The sequence below is a fragment of the Streptomyces sp. NPDC104307 genome (genome assembly GCF_055584045.1).
This window is the reverse complement of sequence record NZ_JBVJMU010000006.1, coordinates 176467-198612: the sequence shown is the minus strand read 5'-3', so window position 1 is coordinate 198612 and position 22146 is coordinate 176467. Positions and strand designations below refer to the sequence as shown.

General features: G+C 65.7%; 19 protein-coding genes and 3 pseudogenes. 2 read left to right on the top strand and 20 right to left on the bottom strand.

Translation table 11 applies throughout. From position 1 onward, the window contains the following. Positions 1 to 9: 9 nt before the first annotated feature. The 9 genes and pseudogenes from ACZ601_RS18205 to ACZ601_RS18165 form a co-directional block, all read right to left on the bottom strand. Entirely contained in the window at positions 10 to 1449 is a 1440-nt protein-coding gene (locus ACZ601_RS18205; RefSeq protein WP_469538899.1) for a DUF1800 domain-containing protein, read from the bottom strand. A 234-nt stretch (positions 1450 to 1683) separates the two neighbouring features. Beyond that, positions 1684 to 1827 carry a hypothetical protein gene (locus ACZ601_RS18200; RefSeq protein WP_469538896.1) on the bottom strand — a complete coding sequence of 48 codons (144 nt, stop codon included), beginning with the start codon at positions 1825 to 1827 and terminating at the stop codon, positions 1684 to 1686. A gap of 195 nt (positions 1828 to 2022) precedes the next feature. Beyond that, positions 2023 to 2385, bottom strand: a pseudogene (locus ACZ601_RS18195) (hypothetical protein); the annotation flags it as partial. A 28-nt stretch (positions 2386 to 2413) separates the two neighbouring features. After that, on the bottom strand, positions 2414 to 2608 hold the full coding sequence (locus ACZ601_RS18190) for a type II toxin-antitoxin system Phd/YefM family antitoxin (protein ID WP_469538893.1): 195 nt from the start codon (positions 2606 to 2608) through the stop codon (positions 2414 to 2416). Positions 2609 to 3101: 493 nt separating this feature from the next. Next, the gene (locus tag ACZ601_RS18185) at positions 3102 to 3734 is read right to left on the bottom strand and encodes a hypothetical protein (protein WP_469538890.1); all 633 of its coding nucleotides are present in this window, start codon (positions 3732 to 3734) and stop codon (positions 3102 to 3104) included. After that, entirely contained in the window at positions 3731 to 4168 is a 438-nt protein-coding gene (locus ACZ601_RS18180; protein ID WP_469538888.1) for a hypothetical protein, read from the bottom strand. Before ACZ601_RS18180 ends, ACZ601_RS18185 begins: the two co-directional genes overlap by 4 nt. Positions 4169 to 4820: 652 nt before the next feature. Then, positions 4821 to 5309: a hypothetical protein gene (locus tag ACZ601_RS18175; protein WP_469538885.1), complete on the bottom strand. Its 489-nt coding sequence runs from the start codon at positions 5307 to 5309 to the stop codon at positions 4821 to 4823. Between the two features lie 175 nt (positions 5310 to 5484). After that, positions 5485 to 5701 (bottom strand): annotated as a pseudogene (locus ACZ601_RS18170) (hypothetical protein); the annotation flags it as partial. Between the two features lie 412 nt (positions 5702 to 6113). Beyond that, positions 6114 to 6233: pseudogene (locus ACZ601_RS18165) on the bottom strand (DNA-binding protein); the annotation flags it as partial. Positions 6234 to 6308: 75 nt separating this feature from the next. Here ACZ601_RS18165 and ACZ601_RS18160 point away from each other — a divergent pair. After that, on the top strand, positions 6309 to 6977 hold the full coding sequence (locus tag ACZ601_RS18160) for a DsbA family protein (protein WP_469538882.1): 669 nt from the start codon (positions 6309 to 6311) through the stop codon (positions 6975 to 6977). Positions 6978 to 7087: 110 nt separating this feature from the next. Then, positions 7088 to 7879 carry an NAD(P)-dependent oxidoreductase gene (locus ACZ601_RS18155; protein ID WP_469538879.1) on the top strand — a complete coding sequence of 264 codons (792 nt, stop codon included), beginning with the start codon at positions 7088 to 7090 and terminating at the stop codon, positions 7877 to 7879. 256 nt (positions 7880 to 8135) lie between these two features. Here ACZ601_RS18155 and ACZ601_RS18150 read toward each other — a convergent pair whose 3' ends face one another. From ACZ601_RS18150 to ACZ601_RS18100, 11 genes are all read right to left on the bottom strand, one after another. Beyond that, positions 8136 to 8681, bottom strand: coding sequence for an ankyrin repeat domain-containing protein (locus tag ACZ601_RS18150; RefSeq protein WP_469538876.1), 546 nt, complete (start codon positions 8679 to 8681; stop codon positions 8136 to 8138). A 792-nt stretch (positions 8682 to 9473) separates the two neighbouring features. Then, on the bottom strand, positions 9474 to 9719 hold the full coding sequence (locus ACZ601_RS18145; RefSeq protein ID WP_469538874.1) for a hypothetical protein: 246 nt from the start codon (positions 9717 to 9719) through the stop codon (positions 9474 to 9476). Between the two features lie 420 nt (positions 9720 to 10139). Next, on the bottom strand, positions 10140 to 10535 hold the full coding sequence (locus ACZ601_RS18140) for an Imm7 family immunity protein (RefSeq protein WP_469538870.1): 396 nt from the start codon (positions 10533 to 10535) through the stop codon (positions 10140 to 10142). A gap of 5 nt (positions 10536 to 10540) precedes the next feature. After that, positions 10541 to 15250: a putative T7SS-secreted protein gene (locus ACZ601_RS18135; RefSeq protein WP_469538867.1), complete on the bottom strand. Its 4710-nt coding sequence runs from the start codon at positions 15248 to 15250 to the stop codon at positions 10541 to 10543. 4 nt (positions 15251 to 15254) lie between these two features. After that, entirely contained in the window at positions 15255 to 15905 is a 651-nt protein-coding gene (locus ACZ601_RS18130; protein WP_469538864.1) for a hypothetical protein, read from the bottom strand. Next, positions 15902 to 16369 carry a hypothetical protein gene (locus ACZ601_RS18125; protein ID WP_469538861.1) on the bottom strand — a complete coding sequence of 156 codons (468 nt, stop codon included), beginning with the start codon at positions 16367 to 16369 and terminating at the stop codon, positions 15902 to 15904. Before ACZ601_RS18125 ends, ACZ601_RS18130 begins: the two co-directional genes overlap by 4 nt. An 841-nt stretch (positions 16370 to 17210) precedes the next feature. Beyond that, a complete protein-coding gene (locus ACZ601_RS18120; RefSeq protein WP_469538858.1) occupies positions 17211 to 17867 on the bottom strand; it encodes a hypothetical protein in 657 nt (218 codons plus the stop codon). After that, on the bottom strand, positions 17864 to 18574 hold the full coding sequence (locus tag ACZ601_RS18115) for an HNH endonuclease (protein WP_469538855.1): 711 nt from the start codon (positions 18572 to 18574) through the stop codon (positions 17864 to 17866). Before ACZ601_RS18115 ends, ACZ601_RS18120 begins: the two co-directional genes overlap by 4 nt. Positions 18575 to 19064: 490 nt before the next feature. Then, positions 19065 to 19394, bottom strand: a complete 330-nt coding sequence (locus ACZ601_RS18110) for a nucleoside triphosphate pyrophosphohydrolase family protein (RefSeq protein ID WP_164642703.1) — start codon at positions 19392 to 19394, stop codon at positions 19065 to 19067. Between the two features lie 26 nt (positions 19395 to 19420). Continuing rightward, on the bottom strand, positions 19421 to 20743 hold the full coding sequence (locus ACZ601_RS18105; RefSeq protein ID WP_469538848.1) for a UDP-glucose dehydrogenase family protein: 1323 nt from the start codon (positions 20741 to 20743) through the stop codon (positions 19421 to 19423). A 104-nt stretch (positions 20744 to 20847) separates the two neighbouring features. Then, entirely contained in the window at positions 20848 to 22080 is a 1233-nt protein-coding gene (locus ACZ601_RS18100; protein ID WP_469539499.1) for an SIR2 family protein, read from the bottom strand. Between the last annotated feature and the right edge of the window lie 66 nt (positions 22081 to 22146).

The window sequence follows — 22146 nt, the reverse complement described above, 5'->3', positions numbered from 1 at the left end:
CTGTCTCCTTCAGCTCAGTACGAGGTGTTCGGGGGCGGTCAGCGCGAGAGCCGTGACCTTGCGCGGGTCCTTTGCCGATGCGGCGAGAGCCTCGCGGGTGGCGTCGCCCCAGCCACCGGTGCCCAGCTTCCGGGCGAGCAGCTCGGGGCGTTCGCCTACGGAGGCGCGCTCGACGTCACTCAGATCGGCCTGCCGCACGAGGCCTTCCGCGAACCCGATCCGCACCTGCGCGGCCGCCGTGGTCAGCCAGGCGGCTCCGGCCGGCCAGCCGCCGACGCTCTCGGGCGCGAAGAGGACCTGCCCCAGCCCGCTCAGCGTGCGGATCAGCACCTGCCTCCGTGTCTTCTCCGGCAACTCAGAGGGCTTGACGCCCAACGCGCGCAGACTGCCCACCACGTACTCGACCGGCTGCTTGACGAGCACGCTGTCGGCGTCCGAGAAGGCGGCATCGGTGAACAGGGCCCGGAACATCGCGGTGCTGTCGCGCTGCTTCCCGTAGGCGTCGGTGATTTTTTCCAACGCCGCCTCATCCGGGCCAGTCTCGCTGCTCACGAGCGCGCGCCACATACGCGCCGCCACATGGGTGTGCGAATCCGGGAGACTGACCAGATGGTCGACGAGCGTCTGGGCGGTGAAGCCGGCCTTCACCCCGACCACGGTGCGCGGAGCCGGATCATGCCGACGTGATCGGAATCGAGCCTTCCACGGATGCGCACTGCGGTCCACGGTCCACCCGGTGAGCACCGCTGCCGCCTGCCGCACGTCGGTCTCGGTGTAGTTGCCGACACCCAGGACGAACAGCTCCATCAGCTCCCGGGCCAGGTTCTCGTTGGGTGCCTTCGCCGTACTGCCGCCGGCGTCGAGCCACACCAACAGTGCGGGGTCGACGACCATGGCACGGGCCAGCGCCCGGAAGTCACCGCCGCCGAGGCGCCGCAGCGTCTCGTTCTGCTGGAGCATCGCCGCGCCGGACTTCACCTTCTGGATCGAGGTGGCCCAGTGGTTGTGCCACAGCAGGGTGCGCTTCTCCTCCCACGGATGCTCGGTGGCCACCATCCGGTCCAGCCACCACAAGGTCAGCTCCTCCCGCTGCTCACGCAGAGCCTGGCGGTACGCCTTCCGCACGGGGTCGTCCGCCTTACTCGCGGCGTCGTCCGTTCCGCCGGCCTCTGACGCCGAGGGGGCGGGATCGGAGGCACCGCCGGAGCGCCGTTCCTGCCCGCGCCCCTTCTGCCTCTCCCGCGCCTCCGCGTTGCGAGGTGGCAACGGCCCCAACCGAGGCGCGGGTGTGGCATCGAGACCGACGTCGACCGCCTTTCCCAGCACCCGGTCGAGGGTCGCGTCGAACCCGTCCCGCGCGGCGGCGTCCACCGCATCCGCACCGGCGTCGAACCCCGCGCGCTGAAGCAGGCGCGTGACCCGCGCCCTGGTATCGAGTGTGCGTCCCATGCCGTTGAGCGTGCCGGGCCACTGTCCCGAGCAGGTCGGGGGAGCGTGGGAAATCGGTGTGAATCCCCAGCGTCCGACGAACCGCCCTACGCGCGACCGGTGATGCCGTCCGCTCTGCTGGGCACGGTTGGGGCACGTCCACGCGGGTCACCGGTCTGAGGTTCTGTGCTGGAGCGGGTGACGGAGAACGGAACGGAAGCCACTTGTGCTGCGGACGCTGCGGTGTCACCGACGTCAGGCCCAGAAGGCTTCGGTGACGACGATCTGGGGATCGGCGTGGCGCCGCATGAAGGTGTAGATGAGCCAGCCGCGTCCACCGGCCAGGTCCACAATGTGGGGGCCACCGGGGCTCTTGGAGGCCAGGGGCCGGACAGTCATCCAGCCGGACAGTCATCCAGTACGTGAGCGAGGCATCGGCGTCGATTCCCCGGAAGTACGGGTCATCGGCTGTGATCAGTTCCGCACGTGCGCTCAGCACCAGGTCTCTGGCCTAGGCGGGCATGTTCCGGAAGTCGTGTTGCGCCTGCTTCGTCCAATCCATCTGCCAAGGCGGCCGGGGAGGTTCGTCGATCGCTCTCCGGGCTCCCTGTCAGCGGCTTCGTGCCGGAGGCGGCTGTACTCCTCCAGAAGCCGGATGGACTCCTCGGGGTCCTCGGACTTGGCGGCGCGGGCTTCGAGGTCGCGAAGGTGCGAGTCGGGGACGGGATTCCGGGCGATGGCGTACTGCGTCCACCACAGGCGCATGAAGGCGGGCACTGGGGTGATGTTGAAGGCGTCGCCGATGACGCGCTTCCAGTGCGCCTCAAAGTCAGGGAGGAGGTGCGGAGTGTGTTCCTGAATCGCCAACCGAAGTGCTTGAGGCGTGTGTTCGGGCATGGGCGGCAACCGCAGGGGTTCCCCCTCGTACCCATCGAAGTGGAGTGCGTGGGCGGGCATGGTTCGTGCTCCTTGGTGTGGGGGTGGGTCAGGCCGCCTCGTGTCGGTCCTCGTGTGGCTGGCGCCCGCGGCCCATCTCCTCGAACCACTCGGCCGGCACCAGGTAGGCAACCGTCTTACCCTTGCGGGTGATGGCGGCGGCCTCACCGGCGATCCGAGTCCGGTCCAGGATCTCGCCCATCCCCTTGCGCAGGTCCATGGTTGTGTACGTCTTCGTCTCCATACGCTGAAGCGTATAGCAACTATCATAGTTGACATAGGTGTCCGTGGGGTGCATCAGCTGGAGGAAGCCGACGGGCACGTCGGGTGCAGAGCGGGCACAGGGTGCCTGATTGGGCTTGTGGCAACAAAAAAGCCCCCGGCCGCTGGCCTGGGGCTTCTCGAAGAGCGGGTGACGAGAATCGAACTCGCGCTCTGAGCTTGGGAATCAACCGGTGCTTGGTCTCGTGTATAGCGTCTGACCTGAAGGAACGCGTACCGGTGGCATCGGCCCGGCTACTCCGTCAGCCCTTTGGTGACCGCTGTTTACCGTCCCTTCTGGCACGTTGTGGCACGGGCGCCCGTGTGGGCAACCGCTCGGACGGGCGTCCGGTCTGGGTTGCGCGGCCGATGGCGATCGTCGGGTGGCCACCATCAGGATGCGGTTGCGCCGATGGGCTGGGGGCAGATGCAGCGGGCCAGCTCTCAGGGCGTCCTGGTGCGGTGTGGCCGGGTCGTTACCAGGTGGTCAGGTCGACTGCGTGGACACAGTGGGGGTCGGATGTGTCTGTCACCCAGCGTTCCTCTTCGCCGATGAGTGAGGGCAGGGCGGCCAGCAGTGCGGTCAACGCGCCGGTGAGCTGTACGTCGGCCGCGATCAGGCCCTCGGTCTTCTCGACCGCGAGGTAGAGACGCATGCTGTCCCGTCCGGTGAAGAGGAACCCGCAGAGTGCCGGGCTGGGCGGGGTCTCGACGAAAGGCCAGGCCAACGTGCGCAGCACGCGTAGCACTTGATCCGTGCGGGTCGAGTCGGCGGGTTCGAGGGCGGTGGTGTCCACCGGGACAAGCGGCATGCCCATCACGGTCGCGTCCGTGTGGGGGAGAGGGCCGGATGTGAGCGTGCGTGTCCAGCCAAGGACCAGGGGGGCGGTCACCGGCTCCCCGTCCTCGTCCGACAACGGGACTTCATAGGAGACCAGTTCGTGTGGCCCAATCGCGTCGGCAACTCCGGTCACGACCCGGACCGCATCCCGCGTCGGCAGCACACCGCGTAGGAAGGTCCCCTCGGTAAGGGGCACCGCTGTGAAATCGAGGAGAAAGCGCGTGATGTGCGCCTGTTGCTCAACCGTTTCCCCGTCGAGGTCATTCACTCGTTGATCCAGTCCGGGCACCTGTTCATGCCCTTGCAATAGGCCGTGATGACACCGATCTTCTTGCCCCTGCCTGCGTCGTACTCGCCATCGGCCGTACGGCGCGCGTACTGCACGATGACCACGATCTCGACCAGCTTGGTCTGGTTGCGGGCAACCCCGTAGTACTCGAGTCTGCCTCCGTTCTTCTTGTCGACCTTCCCGGCCAGGGCCGCGTCGACCACCCGGCACTTCTTGATGTTGTGCTTACCCGAGAAGTGATTCCAGCCGAGATCGGCGTTTCCGTAACGGGTAGGGATCACCCGTCCCTCGGGATCGGTCTCCTCGCACTTCACGCTCTTGTTCCAGTGCGGCGCCGCTGACGCCTCGCCCAAGGGTGTGGCTGCGAGGCAGGCGCTGGCGACAACTGCGGTCAGAGTCTTGATCATCTTCATGACCGGACAGTGCCACCCCACCGCAGGGCATAGTCCCTCCTCGCGGCCAGGATCGTTTCTTGTCCCCTGGATGGACGAGGTCCGATGCGGCTGAGCGAACATGTCCGGGTCTGTCTCAGCGTCGTCAGCCGCCTCGCGCAGGTTGCTAGGGGCGGCGGTGGTTGCGCTCCCGGGCACCGGGACCCGGACCCGTGGCCACAGCAGAGGGGTCCCGCCTGTCCGACTGTCAGGTTCTGGCACGGCGCTGCGCGGCATAGCCAAGAGAGCGACGTGCGTGAGAGGCATCTGTCCATCCCGGAAGTGGCCTGAGCTTCTGGGCATGGCCGAGCGCTTCCCTTGGCGGTTTGTGAAGGTCTCTGGCGGCTGAAAGGGGGCGAGGCGGTGCGCAGATGGTGCGCGATGATTAGACCGGTCCAGACAACAAAGAAGCCCCCGGCCGCTGGCCTGGGGCTTTTTCATGGAGCGGGTGACGAGAATCGAACTCGCGCTCTGAGCTTGGGAATCAGCGGTTCTTGAACGGCCGTATCGGCTCTGACCTGCATGTTTGGTCGAGGCGTGTGAGGTTGGTATGACCTCCCGGCGCCGTACACGACTGCTGTTGTCCGCTCCGCTGGGCACGGATAGGGCACGAGCAGAGGGGGCCAAAGGGCCCTCATGGCCAAGCCGGGCAGTCCTCCAGCGAGATCTCCGCGACGGCCGCGTCCGTAACAGCCTCCAGGTCCGGGATGTAGGGACGGACGTCGGGAAGCGGCGTGCAGAAGGTGACGTTGGAGGTGAGGAGGCCCTCCTCGGTATCGGCGAAGGAGAGGGAGACGTACGCCTTCACCTGCGTGTCACCGAACTCCTCCTGCGCTTTCCGAAGGCAGGCGCACACATACGCCAGGCACCTCCGGACGAGAAGGGGCGTACGTTCGTCCGGTGCGGCCGGGACGTCGTAGCCGGTCATCCCCCTCCCGTTGATCGTCGTCTCCTCCGTGAGTCGGTCGACATAGGTGCCAGGTGCCTCCGGACAGAGGTCGGTCAGCACGCGCCCACCGGCAGCCGTGAGGGACCATCCGCGCTCCACGACCTGAAGGAACATGGGGGGAATGTCTTGATCGCTCAGGTCGGAGATGTCTGTCGTCCGCAGGATCTCCCGCATCCGAGGATTGCTTCGCATGCCTATCCCTCGCCGAGTGCGGCGAGCCCCTTTCTGATTCCTGCGATGAAGACCGGAGCGCTTCCGACGGCTTTCGCGAAGCTGCGTGGAAGCCCTTCGAACTTTCCCGTATCGAAGTCGTACTGGTACTTCGCGCCCTTGTTGCTCTGGTCCTGGAAGTGGAGATGCCCCCGGTCGCCTCCACCACAGCCCGCTCCGCCGCGAACCGGGCCAACGCCGCCTCATCGGTGATTCCGCACACCCACCGCCCCACCAAATTCGGCGGTCTACAACCCACCCCGGTCGTAGGGCATCAGCACGAGTGCCCGCCGCAGTTCACCCACCAGAGCCCGCGCATCACCGACCCCGGCCCGCCGCTCGGCAATCCGATCCATCAGCGCTCCCCGTCACCCGCTGGAAGCCCGCCCCGCCCGCGAGCTGTGATCATTCACGTCTGCACACGTTAGAACGCCACGTTCGCCGGCGACCCCGTAGTTCTAGCCGTCCCATAGCCTCCACAGTCGGGCCGACCCCGAGCACAAGAAAGGCCCCGGTCGCTGACCGGGGGCCTTCATCAAAGAGCGGGTGACGAGAATCGAACTCGCGCTCTGAGCTTGGGAATCAGCGGTTCCTGAACGACTGTATCGGCTCTGACCTGCGAATTTGGTCGAGACGTGTGACGTCGAAGCAGTCCCCCGGGTTGTCATACATGACCGTTGTTGTCCGCTCCGCTGGGCACGGATGGGGCACGAGTGGCGTAGCCGCAACAGCACCTGCCGAGGTACATGCTCCGGGTGGGCTGGTGGGTCATAGGGGGATGACGCGGACCTGGTTGCCGCAGGGCTTGGTCATGTCGTCGCTGTCGGAGGTCAGCAGGGCGACCGGCTTCGACTGGCGGAGCGCGACCTCGGCGACCGTGACGTCGATGGTGGAAGAGCTGGTGCTCCGGCTTGCGGGCCGCCACGTATAATCCGGGCCATTCGCCATCGGGGAGGGGCATCTATGCAGGTGAAGCGCGGGATCCGAGGGCCGGTATTCGCCGTCCTCCTTGGGATGTTCCTCCTGGCCTGTGGGGTGCGTACGGGTTATGCCACCGACGCTGACATACCTGAGTCTCTAGGCGCGGACGGGACGACCGTAGTGGTCGGTGATGAGGGCGCGGGTACCACCGTCCAGCTTTTTGAGGATCCGCGCTGCCCGGCCTGTCAGGAGTTCGAGACACAGGACGCCGGGGCTGAACTGCACGAACTGACTCGGGACGGTTCAGTACAGGTCCACTACACACTCGCGTCTTTTCTCGACGGCAAGTTGGGCGGCAACGGCTCGAAGAAAGCCGTGAACGCGTTGCGCGCCGCACTGGCAGAGGACCGGTTCGTCGAGTATCACCAGGTTCTCTATGCAAATCAGCCGAATGAAGCAGTGGATGGCTTTACCAACGATTTCCTCCTGAAGATGGCGTCCCGCGTCGAGGGTCTGCGCGGGCCAGGCTTCGATGGTGCCGTCCGGACGATGAAGTACCAAGCCTTCGTCGACGCGTCCGAGAGTGCCTTCCAGAACTCCAGTGCCGGCGGTACGCCGACACTCGAGGTCAGTGGAGTAGAACGGCCAGAGTTCGAGAGCGGCTACCTCGCCCTCTACATCGAGAAGCCCTTCTGGATCTCAAGGCTCTAATACCTTCCAGTCTGCTTCAGCGCCTGGCGACAGGCTGACTTGAGCCCTGAGTTACCCTTTCGTACTCCGCAGTCGAGGAAGTGCGAGGGCGGACTGCGCCATTCGAGCTGATGATCGACCAGATCGATCAGTCCCACAGCCGTTCCAACTGCCCGGACTACGGGCAGCGAAGTCGCGCCAAGCTCTTGGTGGGGCCGGGGGCGGTCCCGGGCGAGGGCGAGCCCGACTTCCAGGCGCCCGCGGTTGTTCTCTCGGTCTGTCCACCACAGGCGGCGGAGGACGTTGCAGCGGCGGTGGTCGCACACGGCTTCTCGGGGGTGTACGTCGATGTCAACGCCATCAGCCCTCAACGCGTACGGCGCATCGCCGAGGAGATTCGCCCCGGCTCCGCAGTCGTCGACGGTGCCGTTTTCGGTCAGCCGCCAGGCGAGGGGCGCACGGCACGGCTCTATCTCGCAGGGGTCGGCCCCGCCGTCGAGCCGGTCGCGTCGTTGTTTACCGACTCCGCCCTGAAAGTGCGCCGGGTCGGTGAAGCCGTCGGTTCCGCTTCCGCTCTGAAGATGGCCTTCGCCAGTTACCAGAAGGCCGCTCGCACCCTCGCCGGCGTCGCCCATGCGCTCGCCGACGCCCATGGAGTCGGTGATCAGCTCACAGGCGAAGCCGAGATCATGGTTTCCGCGATCCTCTCCGATCCGGAGTACTTGCCGAGCGTGGCAGCCCGGGCCTGGCGCTGGGCGCCCGAGATGGACGAGGTCGCCGACACTCTTCGCCCGGCTGGCCTGCCCACGGACATGGCCGAGGCCGCGGCTCGAGTGCTCTCCATCTGGGAGCGAGACAAGGACCAGGACGACTTGTCGGTCGTGCACGTCCTCTCTCAGCTCCGGTCGGGAAGAAGCAGTTGATTCGTGCACGCTGCGGTGCCGCTGTCCCGTGCCATAGACCTGGACCGTTTGCCATCGAAGTTGGACGACCGGTGGTTTCGTAAGAGCAAAGCCGAACGGGGCCGGCGGCCCAGATTCCGCGCGTCCACTACGCCTGATTCTTGACTTCCGTACCGGGACCATCCTGCTCACGTAGATGCCGAACGACCTGTTCCGCGCCGGCCGTGGCGCCCGCCCTGAGCGGCACGGCGGCGAGGCGCCCGGTCTTCCGCCGCCACTACGGATCAAGGTCGGTGGGCTCACACGCGTTGGTCAGAGCCTGGGTCGACGGGGCGGCGCCGCGGCTGAGCAGGTGGCGCACCATCGGTATCTGTCCGAACCTGGCCGCCCAGTCGAGGGCGGTCTTGCGCTTCATCACCGCGTTGACATCCGCCCCGTGGTCCAGCAACAGATCTACCGTCTCCGGGTACCCCTCGTTCCCAGCCGTGGCTGCCAACACCAGCGGCACATAGCCCATCCTGCCCTGGGCTCCGGTACGGGCGCCGGCATCGAGCAGAGCCCCCACGACTGCCGTGTGCCCACGGATCGCCGCCAGGCACAGCGGCGTCGACTCCTCGTACTCACCCGCCCGCTGCTCCAGTTCGGCCCCCGCAGCAATGAGTAGACGGACGACATCGGCATGTCCCCGCCCCGCTGCCACATCCAGCGCCGTACGCCCGCTCGTGTCCGGCGCATCCACCCCAGTACCCAGCTCCAGCTGCCGCGCTACCGAGATCACGTCGCCGGCGTCCGCCGATCGCACCAGTTGATCCGCCACGTCCATATGCCGATCATTCCGCGTCTTCGGACCGAGGGAAACAAGTGAGGCATTCAACCCTCCGACTGCCGGTCGTTCAACTTGATGGCAGACGATCCAGGTTCGATGACGCGGGGCAGCCGCCGAGAGGCGGTCACCTCCGCCGAGGGCGAGATGTAGATGTGGGAGCGGTGGGCGTGGCCGACGCCGCAGGCTTCGACGAAACGACTGGGCGTAGAACGGTGCTGTGTGCCTGGGCAGTGAGAGCTCGCTGGCCCGGCGTGGGTCGCGGAGAGAGCCGATGTACGCGTCAGGCCAGTGTGTGTGCTGGGGAGCGGGCGTCGTCGAGGGCGCGTTCGTCTGCTGCCTGCTGCAACAGGAGTTCGGGATCGTGGCCTGCGGTCTCCGCGGCGGCCAATGCGGCGGTCAGTGCATCTGTGGCGGGGTCGGCGAGGGTTTGGTCGGCGTGTGTGGGGGCGGTCTGGCGGATGAGCTGGGCGTACCGGACTGCGACCTTCTGAGGCGGTCGATGCTGGCCGGCGGCAAGCAGGTGCCCGGATGAGGTTCGGTCGTAGGCGGTCTGGAGGTGGAGCAGAGTCTGGTGGGCGGCTGCGGTCTGCTGGTTGTGCTGTCGTTGGTCGTGCCAGCGAGCGGCGGCGATGACGGCCAGGAGCGCGGACGCCCATGTGCCTTCCAGCCAGCCGTCAGCGTGAGGTTCGCGGACGTGGGGCAGGGCTGCCGACCCTGCCCCACGTAGCCGTGGCGCTTGGCCTCCAGCTGGGTTTGGGTCTTCGCGTAGCGAAAAAGGGCGGAGATTCTTCAGCTGAGAAGTGCCTCGATCGCACTTCGAAGTGATCCGGCGAGCGAGGTCAGGGACGTGGCGGACCCGAGCGAGAGGCTCAGCATCTCCAGGGTCTCGGTGAGCCGGCGTCCGTCGGGCGCCGGCTCGCGGAGCTCCTCATCAATTCTAGCTACGGCCTGGCGGCAACTGCCGATGCTGTGCACCTCGTCAGCGTGGGTATCGAGGGCAGCTACCAGCTCGGCGAGTCTGGTTTGTGCAGCCAACAGTCTGGGATCGTTTGCTGCGGTCCCCGAGACGTGGACTTGGCGCACGACACTCGACAAGAGGTCTAGACAACAAGAAAGCCCCCGGCCGCTGGCCTGGGGCTTTTTCATGGAGCGGGTGACGAGAATCGAACTCGCGCTCTGAGCTTGGGAATCAGCGGTTCTTGGGTCGATAAAGGGGATGTGAAATGGGGTTTCGTGGTGGGCAAGTGAATAGCCCTCGGCCCCTGGGAGCCGTATCTGACCGCTGTTGTCCGCTCTGATGGGCATGGATGGGGCACGGCTGGCGGCAGTGCAGCAGAACCTGGAGAACCGCCACAGGAGCGGCCGTCCGGAAAACCGCCCTGCCCGGAACCAAATATCCACCCTGAAAGCGATTATATCGCGTGATCAGAGATCACGCGGTGAATCGAGGCTGAGTCAGTCTTCGATAACCGGCTGAACGGGCGACAAGAAAGGGTCCAGGTGAATGCGAATCTGACCCCTGGCCATCACTCGAACGCGAAAGGCTCCTTGCCCTGGTGGTGTCTCCATGTCAGGCGAACGTTCGTAGAGCAGCCCCCAGGATCCGGGGAAACGCACACAGATGTGGTGAAGGATTTTGTCCAGCTCCTCCGCCTCATCGCGGCGGCGATTCATCAGCCCGTTGGTAATTAGGAAGAACTCGCCGTTGTGCGTTTTTAGTGCAACCTCGCCGGTGGCCCAGTCGATGTTCCTGATATCCGCACGCAATTCCGAAATTCCCGCATCAAGGCTTCCGGTATCAGATTCTTCTGGCGATTCGGCGATTCCGAACCAACCGTGAAATTCGTACACAGATATCACTCCAGAGGTGTGGTGTCGATGACGGGCTCGATTCCGTAACGACGGCCGTACTCCTTCAACTTGTCGATGACGCCGGGTCCTGGTTCGCCGTCGAAGTGGAAGTACGGTGTCCGGCCGGATTGTATCGCATACTCGAATGTCGCTTTCGCTTGGTTTCGCAGAGCGCTTCCCATCTGCATCCCTCCCGGCTTCGATTGTGCGACGTAATCATCGCTGATTGCGTCGATCTCACGTCCTTTCGGGTCATTTTCGAATCTGACCCGAGATTCCCCGCCGAGCCGCTCGGCCAAAGCGTCGGCTGCTGGGTCCGGCTTGTGCACCTTGACTAACTGGCCGAGTCCACCGTTGTTCTCGTAGGGCGACAGGCCGAGGGGGTCGCTCCAGGTGTGCGGGTTATGCACATAGGCGGCGGGGTTGGGGGACGGAGCAAGGCCCAGCGGGTCGGCAGAGGTGTAGTGGGCTGTTTCTGGGTCGTAGTAGCGGTGGTAGTTGTAATGGAGGCCCGTCTCGGGGTCGTAATACTGACCGGGGAACCGGAGCGGGGTATATGCGGTAGCGTCCGCGTTCCACGTGGTGGTGCCCCACAAGCTGGTGCGGCTGCGCCAAGCTATGCCGCCTTGGTCGTCCAGGAGCTCGGTGGGGGTGCCGATAAGGTCTGTGGCAATGGCGAAGAAGCGTGTGTCGATCTCGCGCTGGCTCGCTGAGTCCTTGATCCGTTCTGTTTGGGCGATGGGGGCGAGGCCCTGATGGTCCCAGGTCAGTGTGACCACGTGCGGCTCTCCCGCGCGGGTCGTGGTCTCTTCTGCGAGGACCGTCCCGTCCCACGTGAAACCGGTCTGTTCCAACACGGTTTTACCATCGTGAGTCAAACGCTCTTTACGTGTACGGCGGCCCAGCGGATCGTATCGATAGCGCCATACCGTGCCGTCGGGCGTGACGACCTCGGTGAGCCGATCTTCAGGGTCGTAGGAATAGCGCCAAGTGTCCCGTGTGCGGGACAATCGCGTTTTGGAACGTTGGACCAGACGTCCTGCGTCATCGTATTCATAGCGGTAAGCGCCAGCGCGGACAATTCGCGTGCCCTTGTACCCACGAGCACCCCGGGCCTCCAGACCGGCATGCTGATCTGGCCAGGCAGCGGTGGTCTGATTGCCGCTCCTGTCGTAGACGTACGACTCGACCCACCCTGAGGCGGTGACTGCGGTGACCCGGCCTACCGGGTCCAGGTCGAAACGGCGCCGTCCGTTCAGTTCGTCGTCAATCTCCACCAGGTGGCTGTCGCCGTTGTACGTGTACCGGCGGCGATTGACAGGGCGTCCGCCAACTGAGATCGCTTCCGCGGCAACTCGTCCCAAGCTGTCTCGCACCGAGGAGATAGTCAGCGCCTCGCCGATCCGACGTGATAGTTCGCGACCCGACTTGTCACGCGTGAAGTGAAACTCGGTCTTGCCGGACCTGAATAGAGCTGGACGTCCTGCGGCATCATAGGCGTAGGAGGTCCGCTGACCACCGGGCATGAATCGGCTGGTACGTCGTCCGACCGCGTCGTATGTATAGGTGACGGTACGCCCGTCGACAAGTTCGGACTTCACCCGGCCTTCACGGTCGTATCGATAGATCAACTCGCTTCCCGGGGATGATGCCTGGAGCAGTCTGCCCGCTGGATCATAGGAGTAAGCCGTGACCTGGCCAGCCACATTCTTTCTGGTCACTCGGCCGAGGTTGTCCCGCTCGTAGCGGATAGTCTGGCCGAGCGGGGTGATTCGAGTGGAAATCCGCCCCAGGGAGTCAACCTCGTAGTTCGTCGTCCGCCCGTCGAAGTCGGTCTCGGCCGTCAGACGGCCCGCACCGTCGTACACGTACAACCACTGCAGACCCTGTGGGTTCACCACCTGAGTCAACCGTAGCTCGGTGTCGTGGACAAATTCGTAGCGAGCACCGTCCGGGTCGGTGCGAGCCGCTAGCAGATCGAAATGGGTGTACTGGAAATGGGTGGTCCGGCCCATGGCGTCCGTGTAGCTCGTGCAGTTTCCTTCGCCGTCGTATTCCCATACCTCGGTTGCGCCGTCGGGACCGGTGCGACGTGTCGGCCGACCCTCCACGGACCACTCAAAAACGGTCACGGCACCGTCCGGGTCTAGGAGTTCGGTGATTCGGCCGAAGATATCCCTGCGGTACAGTGTTATTCCGCCGCTTGGGTCCACACGTTCAGTGAGTAGGCCAGCCAGGTTCCGTCGCATTCGTGTTGTGGCCCCTAGAGCGTCGGTGACCGAGATGAGGTCACCCAGGGGACCGTACGAATAGCGGGTGGTGCGACCACTCGGGTCGGTGACGCAAAGCCGATTTCCCCGCTCGTCGAACTCCTGCTTCCAGCTGGCACCATCCTCTTGGACCAGCTCGATAGGCAGCCCCAAGTCGTTGTGGGTGGCTTGCATCTGTCTGCCGTCAGCACGAGTGATGAGAGTGAGGCATCCGGCGTTGTCATACTCGAATACGGTCGTCGTGCCCAGTGGGTCGGTCCGTGTCAGCAGCCGGTTGAAACGGTCGTAGGTGGTACGGACAACAGCACCAGTGGGGTCGGATTCGGCGACTACCTGGAGCCGGTTGTTCACCGTGTAGCGCCATAGATGGCCGAGAGAGTCGGTGACGGTGGTGGTGCGCAGGCCCGTCTCGGGGTCGGGCTGGGAGTACTGGAAGTCCGATCGTAGATGGCCCTCTCCGCCGGTCTGGGTCACACAACGATCATGCTCGTCGTAGGCGAAGGTGAATCGGGAGCCGTTGGTGTCGGTCCATGCCGTGATCCGACTTTCGGTGTCGTACTCGAAGGACAGCGGAAGGCCCGATGACCGGGTGACTTCGGTGAGGAGACCGCCTCTGTAGCCGTAACGGATGAGATCGGTGCCTCCGGCAGCGCTTACGCAGTCGTCGGCTGCGTAAGCCGGCTCAGTATCATTCAGCCGCAGCGAAGTGATCCGCCCTTCCTCGGTGGTGAAGGTGAGCCGGTAGCCACAGGAATGGGTGAGTGCGAGCGGAGTGCCTTCGTCGTCGTAGTCAGCCGTGATGGTGTGGCCGTTACGGTCCATCACATCCGCCAGGAGGGCGGTTCCGTTCCCTCCTGGAACTGCGCCCGGCGGAGGTAGGAAGGACCGTATATGACCCGTGCTCGGGTCGGTGAGGACGTAGCTGCCGTCCGCATGCCGCTCCAGGGGCCATTGAGGTCCGGCTTCGGCGAAAACCGGTAGTCCGGGCGCAGGGTGGGGGAAAGCCAGCAGCAGGTTGTCCTCGCCATGGAAAACCACGCCCAGAGGGTCAATCAACAGCCGTTGGTCGATGGTGGACGACCAGGTAGGGCCGAACCAGCGGCCCGCTCGATACGACGACTCGTAGGAGCGGCGGAAGTCCAGCGGGAGGCCGGCCGGGAGGGTGACGTCGGTTTCGGTCAGAAGCATGCGTCCTGTCGCGAAGTCCACCGGCTCACGACCGCAGCACTTGTCCTTAAATTTGCGGCTGGCATCGGCGATGTCGTCCGCTCTCCGGGCATCAGAGGCCAGGTCGGCGAGTTCTTTGGCGGTTCGGGCTCCCTTGACCGCGGCTCCGCCTCCTCCAGTGGCAGCGGTGAGGACGAGGTCGGGGACGAGGCGGCCGAGGCCTTCGGCGGGGTCCTTCATGAAGTCGGTGACCATCTGCTTGCCGGCGCCCCAGGGGTCGTTGGCGACCTGGACGAGTCCGGCGGCGGTGTTGTTCAGCGAGAGGGCGTACTCGGCGGGGTGGGTGAGGTTGTACGGGTCCATCGGGTTGACGCTGCGCACGAAGTTGAGCATTCCGGCTGTGCCCTTGGCGATCCCGCCGAGGAAGTGGGTGTTCATCAACTGGAACTCGGCGGCCCCGTCCACGGCCTGCTCGGCGTAGGTGGGCTTCTTCGGCGCGGCGTCCCGGGCGGCAGCCACCGCGGTACGGGCGGTCTCCCCGGCGGTGTTGCGCTGCGTCCGGGCCTCCGTGAGGAGTTGCTGCGCCTCCTCCATCTGGGCCTTGCCAGGGTCCTTGAACTCGCCGGGCTTGGGCGGCAGCGTGGCCGGGTCGCGTTTGTCGGAGGGCAGGGCGTTGTACTTGTCGACGGCCTTGTTGTAGGTGTCGCACTGGTCCTTGTGGGCGTCCATGGCCTCCTCGGAGGCTTTGGTGCCCGCCTTCCACTGGTCGATCGCCAGCTGGGCCTGGCCCTGAGCCCATTGGACCGTCCCGGCGAACGACTCCAGGGCGCCCGCGGCTTTCTCGAAGGCGTCGGCGGCTTTGAACCACTTCGGCGGCTCGATGGATACGGAGTCCCGGAAGGCGTCGGCCGTCTTGCCTTTGAGTGTGGAGGCGTCCAGCCCTTTGAGCCCTCCGCCGACTTGGTCGAACGCGCCCTGCATTGCCTTGAGGTGGGCGGCGGTGGAGCGGAGTCCGGAGGGGCTTCCGTAGACCAGTTTCGTCTTGTCCTCGGTCTGTCCGAGGTCCAGCTCGTCGACCTCGGCGCCCATCCGGTTCGCCACTGAGCGCGACTGTTCGCGCACCCAGTCCGCGCCGGAGTCCCAGCCCACGTCCTCCAGCCGGTCGGCCGTCCAGTCCCCGACGTCCTCGACCCGGTCACCGACCCACTCGGTGCCGTCTTCGACGGCGTCCTCGATGACGTCCGGAGTGAGGTCGCTGACAATGTCCCCGATGCCCATGGCTTCAGTTCCCCCCGTTGTCCTGCTGCTGTTGCCGGGCACGCTCCTCGGGCGAGGGCCCGAACACCTCGTCCACATCCCGGTCGAAGGTCTCCTGGTCGCGCCCGAGCAGGTTGTTCATCTGGTCGCTGTACCGGCCGCCGTTCCCCTCGGTCAGCAGCGCCCGCCCGGTGTCCTTCCAGGTCTGCCCGGCCTCGTCCTTCGCTCGCTCGAACGACTCGGGGCTGTAGTCGGGGCTGAGGTAGTCCGGGGTGAGCACATCACCCCAGCCCTGCTTGACGACGTCGGCCTCGGAGGCGTTCGGGTTGCCCACGCCGGCGTTGACCACGACCTTCAGTGTGCCCTTGATGTACTGGTCCTCCTCCCACAGGACCCCGGCGGACAGCCCCAGCTCCGCCGCGATCGTGTTGGCGTCCTGGACCAGCGCCCGGACCCCCCACTCCCACCGCTCGCAGAAGTCCTCGAATTCCACCGACAACCCGTAGTAGCCGACCGTCATACCGGTCATCGACAGGTCCGACAGCCCCTTGCCCAGGGCCGCTCCGGTGCCGGTGCCGACCTCCTTCAGCTCGGCCACCGCTGCCCGCAGACCGCTGGTGATCTGCTTGACGCTCCCCGGATCGACGTTGAGATCCCCCGTGCCGCCGCCGCTCATCGGTCCCGCTCCCCGCCATGGCCTGGAGCGGCCGTAGAGCCTGCCCCGTCGGCTGCGGCCGCTCTGTCGACGGCGACTGCGTCCGGCACGATTCCCGTCACCGGCGGGAAGAGCATCGAGCCGTCCGGATCTGCGATGTTCACCGCGACCCCTGCGGGCACTCCCATCGACGGAATGACCTCGTCCAGCAACCGAGCGCCCCGCAGCTCCGCGAACTCCCATGCCCCGTCTGCATGCCCTGGCGCATGGAGCGTGCCCCGGGCCTGTGCGAACCGGGCCAGCGCCGCCTCGTCAGTGAACCCGCACACCCAGCGGACCCCGCCGAGCTCAGCGGTCCACAACCCACCACCATCGACAGGCACCAGAACCAACGCCCGACGCAACTCACCCAACATCGCCCGCGGATCACCGCCACCAACCCGCTGCTCCGCTATTCGCTCCGACAGGGCCGTCCCCTCAGCCACGGATCCCCCGTTCCTAGCCGCCTATCGGTTCCATGCAGCGTAGGACAGCGCCCACGGCACGAACCGGCGGCTCCGGCCACCGTGGCTGATTCCGGCCGGTGCACGACGTGGAGTGGCTCGGAGTAGGGGGCCCACCCGGCGGAGGATGGCCCGGTCGCGCGCGGGAAGCGTCCATGGGGCCGCGCTCAGAAGCTGGTGAAGCACCCGAGAGACCTTCGTGCGGCCTGGACAACAAACAAGGCCTTGGTCTCCGACCAGGGCCTTCATCAAAGAGCGGGTGACGAGAATCGAACTCGCGCTCTGAGCTTGGGAATCAGCGGTTCTTGGGCTGCTAGAGGGCCCTCACCTGCACCTTTGCGTGTTGCAGGCGGATGGCCCCGGTCTCTGGGGGCCGTATCTGACCGCTGCTGTCTGCTCTGCTGGGCACGGTTGGGGCACGGCCCCAACTTGGACGGGACTAGTTGCGACGGCTCTTCGACGCTTGCACGGAGGTGTCACCGGGACCTCGGCAAGAGGCCATTGCAAGACGCGGCGTTACTCGGCGAATCGACCAAGGCATGCTACTGGCGTGCCTACGCCAAACGCACCGCGCCGGTGTGTCTAACGAACTCATACTCGTCGACTTCCCGTCGTGTCATGGCGATGATGTGGAACGGTGGGGCTACATCCTCCCAGTCGGCCATATTGCGTAGAGCCACCACCGCTGAGCGATCCTCGTAAATCAGCAATATGTCCAGATCCGCAGGGCGTTCGGATCGAAGAGCTGAGCCGAAGAGCCAAACTTGCAGGGAGGGCAGTTTATGGGCTTCCTCAATCAAAAGATTTAGATGAGGCCAACGGTTCAGGTCCACTTGGTCCCGAGGTCATTAAGGAAGTCGTTCAGGCGAGCTAGAGGGATCCCTACCTGGGCGGCAGCCTGAGTCGAGTCAGTGGAAAAGCCCCTGCAATTGGGGTTAGTGCTGACGATCACATCGGGACGGATGCCTTCGTAGCTCTCTACGATGGTGTACAAGCGGTCTGCAGTGAACTCGTAAACGTTGGTCGTGATTACGGTGAGTGGCCGGAGTCCCTTCCGCTGAATTTCGTAGGCGTGGTAGCCTTTCCGCTTAATGGAAGCGACGACTATATTGCTGACCAGTCGACGTCGCTCGTACTGTTCCTGGCTATCGACATGCTTGGCCATGTCTTCGTCGTGGTGCAGAGCGCTGATGAGTTCACCAAAGCCCGCCACGCAGACGCCGAGCTCCTCGGCTCGTTCGTATGCAGCGTGCGTGATGGCAGTCGGTACCACCACGATGAAATCAGTGCCGGGCACATCCGTGACGGCAGCATCTAGGTCTTCGATGTCGAACGCTTTCCCCTTCTCGAGTCCTACACATAGGACACGAGCATTCGAGTAGGAGGTACGCGCGATCTCCAATTGTTGATCCGGTAGCCTTGTTGAGGAGAAGCGGCTTTCTGCCAGTTTGCTTTCGATCCAGCCTCGTACATCGTTCATGTCCGGCTCGTCAGTTCCTCGTTTAGGAAAATATTCTGGATACCTTCAGGGAAACGCTCGGTGCCGGTTGTGAAGTCGTCGAGTACATGCCGGCTCTCGAATTGCTCGACGTGTAGACGGTAAATCGCCAGAGTCTGTTGTTCTTCCGGTGTCATCAAGTGCCGGTTTGCATCTAGTGCGCGCAGGACTCTGCGGTTGTTGGGGACGATCGTGGACCGCGCATGCCGGATCCAGAGGATCGGGTCGCCTTGTCGATATGGGTCGCCCACTGGGCCGTACCTTGCATGGATCAAGGAATTGTCATCCAGTAAGCCTTGGATATGAGATCGTACCTCGGCTCGATTCTGAAAAACTGGGGTGGAGACGGCGATTTGGATCTCTTCTACCCGCTCCAGCTTCCAGCCGTACAACATCTCGGCGGGGTAGGGTGCCGGAGCTTTATCGATCGTTGTGTGGCAGTTGGCGCACAGCAGGATCAAGTTGCTGTGGTGACCGCGGTCCTTCGCAGATACCTCTGATAGAGGCACACCACGAGGGCCGTCGGGGGAGGCAGGGATGACGTGGGCGAGTTCCCCGAAATCGACGTCGAGGTCGTCCGGAAACAGATATGTTCGGCACTTGGGGTTTCCGCAGTAGCCGCCAGAGTCGCCCCACAGGCGACGCCGACTGTTCACATCCGGATTGACCCTGCACGAGGTGCTTGCCATCGCTTCGTCCCAGCCTTCAGTTCGGGATGACAGCTTACGTGCGAGCCTGGCCCTGGTGCGTGGTGTTGTCCCATATCGCTGATCGCGACCAGGCGGCCAGGTCGTCGATTGGGACGGTCCGGCGTGCTGTCCACGGACGAGGTGCGGGAACTGACCCCAGCAGATGTCGGGTGGCCACGGATGCCGGGTGCCGGGATCTCCGACCCTCTGGCGCTGGGCGTCCCTGCCGCCGTCCTGCCATCCGCGAAGACGGCCCAGGGGGCCGCCCCGCGTGCGCGGAGAGCCTACGGCTCTGACCAGGTCAGAGCCGTAGGCATAAAATTTCCCGCCGACTTCGTCAGGCTTTGGGCAGCGCGGCGAGCGGAGCGAGCCGCCTTGATGAAGTAGGGAAAGTTCTACTGCGCTGGGAGCAGGTCCTGGCGCAGCTTGTGTGTCGGACTTGGCCGTCGACCGCGCCCAACTGGAGCGGTAGATGACCAAGTCCGGGCCGTCAGGCCGCGGCAGCGGCCTCGCGGCCCCTGCGCGTCCTGCGGTGGAAGATCTCGTCGAAGGTGGCGCGGGCGCCTGTGGGGTCGATGTAGTGCATCGCCAGGAGGGCGGCGATGACGGCGCCGACCAGGTCGTTCTGGACCTCGGACCAGGTGTGGTCGTCGTCGCAGGTGGTGAGGCCCTTCAGGCCGTGGAGGGCGTGCATGGCCTCGCCGGCTTCCTCGGCGACCTTGCCGACCTGAAGGGCCTTGAGCTCCTCGTCGGGGAGATGGGCGCCAGCCGCTCGGCAGACGGCGGAGAGCTTCTCGATGTTGTCCCACAGGGTGTCCACGTCGGACCTCCGATCGATGGGTTCGGTTATTCCTGTGCGGGGCGTCCGAGCTGGCGCACGGTCCATCCGGCCATGCGCCAGGCGTCGGCGTCGATGAGGTTGCGGAGGTCGACGAGGACCGGGGCCGCGACCTGTGGGGCGAGGGCCTTGGGGTCGGCCTCGCGGAAGTGGGGCCATTCCGTGGCCAGGACGATCAGTTCGGCGTCCTGGACGGAGGCGTCGAGGGTGTCGGCGTAGTCGAGTTCGGGGTTACGGCGTAGCGCACTGGGTACGGCGTGCGGGTCGTGGACGGTGACCGTCGCGCCGCGCTGGTGCATCAGCGCGGCGATCGCCAGGGCTGGGGATTCGCGTACGTCGTTGGTGCCGGCCTTGAAGGACGCGCCCCACACGGTCACGCGTACGCCGTCCACCGGGCGGCCGAGGGTCTGCTCGATGAGCTTCAGCGCGGCGGTGGGGCGGGACTCGTTAACCCCTTCCGCTGCGCGCAGCAGGGTCGCGGCCTCCGTGGCGCCCAAGGTGCGGGCGGAAGCGGTGAAGGCGCGGACGTCCTTGGGGAGGCAGCCGCCGCCGTAGCCGGGGCCGGCGTTCAGGCCGCCGCGGCCGATGCGCGGGTCGACGCCGATGGCCTCGGTGAGCTGCTGGACGTCGGCCCCCGCCGCGGCGCACATGTCGGCGACGCCGTTGATGAAGGAGATCTTCATGCCGAGGTACGCGTTCGCCGCGCCCTTGATCAGCTCGGCCGTGGCCGGGTCGGTGACGAACAGCGGGATGCCGTCGGCCAGGAGCGGCGCGTACACATGGCGTACGACGTCCTCGGCGCGGGCCGAGGGGACGCCGACCACGATCCGGTCGGGGCGCAGGGTGTCGTCGATGGCATGGCCCTCGCGCAGGAACTCCGGGTTCCAGACGACCTCCACGTCCTCACCGGCCGGGGAGAGCCGGGCGAGAAGTGCGCCGAGGTCGCGGGAGGTGCCGACGGTGACCGTCGACTTGCCGATGATCACCGTCGGGCGGGTCAGGTGCGGGGCCAGCGCGCGGGCGGCGCCGAAGACCTGGCCGGTGTCGTAGCTCCGCCCGTCCGCGTTGATCGGCGTGCCCACGGCCAGGAAGTGGACGTCCGCGAACTCGCCCGCCTCGGCGAGGCTGGTGGTGAACCGCAGCCGCCCGGACGCGGTGTGCGTAGCCAGGAGTTCCGGCAGGCCCTCCTCGTAGATCGGGCACTCGCCGGCGTTGAGGCGGTCGATCTTCGCCTGGTCCAGGTCCACGCCGATGACCTCGTGGCCGATCTCGGCCATGGCAGCGGCGTGGGGGATGCCCAGGTGACCGCAGCCGATGACGGATACGCGCATGGTCGACGCTCCTTTCCCTGTACTCGCCCGCCCGGTGAGTCCGGGCCGGCCGGGTGCGCCACGCTAGCGCCCACACCCGGCGCGACCCTCTTCGTGCAGGTGGGTCAACCTCGCTGCTGCTTCAGGACGTTGACGAGAGCGGGCAGCGCTTCGGCGGCGGTGGCCCGGCACACCAGGTCCCCGTCCTGGGGCCCTTCCAGCGGGTACGGCATGAACTCGCCGTCGTGCCAGAAGCCCTCCGGGTCGAGGTAGACGACCTGCATGCCCCGCTCGCGGGCGCGAGCCTGCACCTTGCGCCGGTCGGCATGCAGACCGACGACGAGGAGGGCCTTGGTGCCGTCGGCCCATTCGACATCGGGCACCGCCTGGTCGTACCGGCGCATGAAGCACTCGTCGAGTCCGGCGCGGGCGGCCAGGACGTCGAAGTTGTTGGTGATGACCGGCCCGACCAGGTGGCCGGCGTCCTTCAGCTCCTTGAGCGCCCGCATCGCAGGGGTGGGCTCGGCGAGGAAGCAGGCGCGGAACATCTCGACGAACTCCGCCGCCTTCTCCTCCGGCTCAGTCAGGACCTCGTGGAGGAGCGTGTCGGCCATCGGCGCGAGCGTGAAGCGGTGCTCGCGAGGTTCGTGCCCCTGGCGGTCGGTGACCCGGTAGATCTCGTGGAGCCGGTGCAGGGGCGGGATGCCCGCCTCCACGGACGTACCGCAGCCGATCTCCACCTGGAACGGTTGCAGGTCCGCCAGCACTGACAGATCCGGGATGCGCGTCGGCGTGCCTGGGCGGTCTTTGCGTCGGATACCGGTGGACAGCACGTTCCACGGGAGTTGCCGGACTGCGGGCGGAGGGGCATAGGCCACTGAGGCGATCTGCACGTCCAGGCTCTGGTAGCCAGGGGGCAGCGTGCGGCCGACAGCCGCGTCTTGGGGGTGGACGTCGTGTTCGGTGATGCGGCACTTCAGGTCCCGGCGGGTCCATAAGAAGCCGCCAGGTGCTTCTCTCCAACCGCCGGCGGCGAGCGAGTCCAGGAGCGCGTCATGGTGCGCGTCGATCTCGTCGGCCGGGGCGGACGTGGAGTGGTAGAGGTACAGGTCGGTCAAGCCGATGGCCGGTGCCGCTGTGGTGGGCACCAGGCCGTACCGGTAACGGTAGTGAATGATCCGCCGCCGGGCGTCGTCGGAGGTTGCCCAGCCGGACTGGCCGGCGGTGTCCTTCTCCTGGGTGCGGCGCCAGATGCCCTCCTCGATGTAGCGGGGGCGGTCGGCGTCACCGAAGTAGGTGTTCCAGACTCGCTGCTGCTCGGGGACGAGCTGGTCGATGACGATGTACGGGATGTCCACGATTCCTCCCTGAAGAATCACGCGTGGATGTTCCAGATGGCTGACAGGGTGCGGCTGCGCGGCAGA